Origin of the sequence: Anaerotruncus sp. 1XD42-93, assembly GCF_009917605.1 — a bacterium.
GTDB lineage: Bacteria > Bacillota > Clostridia > Oscillospirales > Ruminococcaceae > Anaerotruncus.
The window spans coordinates 1-1,719 of record NZ_QZEG01000161.1 but is presented as its reverse complement, the minus strand read 5'-3'; the positions used below and the strand labels follow the sequence as shown (position 1 = coordinate 1,719).

General features: G+C 50.1%; 3 protein-coding genes. 2 read left to right on the top strand and 1 reads right to left on the bottom strand.

Going from position 1 to position 1,719, the window contains the following annotated elements; all coding sequences use genetic code 11:
• On the top strand, positions 1-435 hold a 435-nt coding region (locus D5269_RS17710; RefSeq protein WP_166545241.1), incomplete at its 5' end, for a hypothetical protein.
• Between the two features lie 10 nt (positions 436-445).
• On the opposite strand, the gene D5269_RS17705 is transcribed toward D5269_RS17710, so the two are convergent.
• Positions 446-769, bottom strand: coding sequence for a hypothetical protein (locus D5269_RS17705; RefSeq protein WP_147408048.1), 324 nt, complete (start codon positions 767-769; stop codon positions 446-448).
• A gap of 459 nt (positions 770-1,228) precedes the next feature.
• On the opposite strand from D5269_RS17705, the gene D5269_RS17700 reads away from it, so the two are divergent.
• The coding region (locus D5269_RS17700) for a phage integrase N-terminal SAM-like domain-containing protein (RefSeq protein ID WP_158605055.1) at positions 1,229-1,719 on the top strand (491 nt) is incomplete at its 3' end.

Genomic DNA, 1,719 nt, shown 5'->3' with positions numbered 1-1,719 from the left:
CGGATGTTTTTGCGTACACGCCATGTTGATAATGACGATTTTACCCAGTGGCAGGCATGGAAGGAGGTTGCAACCTGCTACTGCGCGGATCTTGAATGGAAAGCGCTCCCTTTTATGAATGGGTTTGTAGATGCCACCACTGACAGTAGGCATACAGCAAAATATCGAAAAGGCTCCAGCGGAGATGTTGTCTATGTAAAAGGACTCATAAAGCATAATTCTGGCACGATCCCTCAACGTACATATTTTGCACAATTACCTGAAGGATATAGGCCAAAAGAGTACGTTTGGTATCAGATATGTTCCGTAAACGGCGGCTTCCACAACTGGCGATGCGTTGTAGAGACAGATGGACGGTTGATGGTGGAAAACTGGAGCAAGGAAATAAGCGGGAGCGATTTGATATTATCAGTAAACCTGGCAATCCCAATCTAAAGAGAGGACATTAAACCGGGATCGTCAAGCAGATGGGTAGAGCCCAATTTGCAATCTCCTGCACATTAGAGTTGATGGTTGTGAGGTATACTCTTCCGTTTGTGGATACTTTCAGCGTAAATGCATTATCTCTATATTCGTGTGAGGTTGTTGACCACCACTCGCCTGTAGGTCTATACCCTTCCGGGAGATATGCAATTGTGCGGTTCTCCTCGGTTAAATCGCCGGTTCTTTTGATGTATCCTCTAACATATACAACTTTTCCGTCTGCCCCCTTTCGATATTTTGGCGCCGCAGTACTAAAATCAACAGCATTTGTCCACCCGTTTATCATCGGGAGAGGTTTCCACTCGAGGTCCGCGCAATAACAGGTTGCAACCTCTCGCCATGCTTGCCATCCCTCAGCAAACTCATCCGTGTCCCAGTGCCTAGTCTGCAAAAAGGCTCGGCCGTTGTTGGACCCCTTAAAACATTGCGTAGCAATCCGTAAGGCTCTTGTCCGGTTAATTGTGGACGTCAATACGTCCCAGTGCTCTGGGCCATCGTTTGGGGTAGGCGGAGAGCCTGCGGGCTTATCTGCTCTCGCATAGTGCGTCGTTCTGTGGTCAAGACCAGCCATCTTGTTGAGCGGCGGATCATTAAATAGAGTTTCGGGCGTAATGTCAAGATTGGGTGCCTGTACATCTCGGGCATACTGCGCGTATAAATTACTCTGCAAAGTCCCGTTTTTGTCCGCCTTATTTGACTATGGTTTGCGTGTTAGATATATTTTTGATAGAAAGGAGCGAGTGCCATGGATGCAAAACAGGAGCTTATGAACGCGTTGGTAGAGGCGGGATTATCGCCGGAACAGGCGCAAAACCTGATAAAGCCTTACCGGGTGTCGAGACAGGATGAAACCAGCCGTGGAAGCCTGAAAAGGCGGGTTTCGGCGTTCCTCGCGGCGAAACGGATTGATGGTCTGTCAGCCAAAACGATCGAGAATTACCGATACACGCTGGGGATCTTCACAGAGCAGGTAGACCGGGCGGTGACCAAGATCACGGTGGACGATCTGCGGGAGTACATCTCCTATCTGTCCGAGACACGCGGCCTCCGGGATGGAAGCCTGCTGACCCACATCAATACCCTGCGCAGCTTTTTCAGCTGGCTGACGGTTGAGGACATCATCCGCAAAAATCCCATGCTCAAGATCAAATCCCCAAGGCTGGACCGCGCCAGATCGCGGCACGCGCTGTCCCAGGAACAGCTGGAACGGCTGCGGGATGCCTGTAAGACCTACAA

What these genes read in the sequence shown, in the direction of transcription:
- D5269_RS17705 (WP_147408048.1), bottom strand. Translation starts at nt 769, where the DNA reads ATGATAAACGGGTGGACAAATGCTGTTGATTTTAGTACTGCGGCGCCA.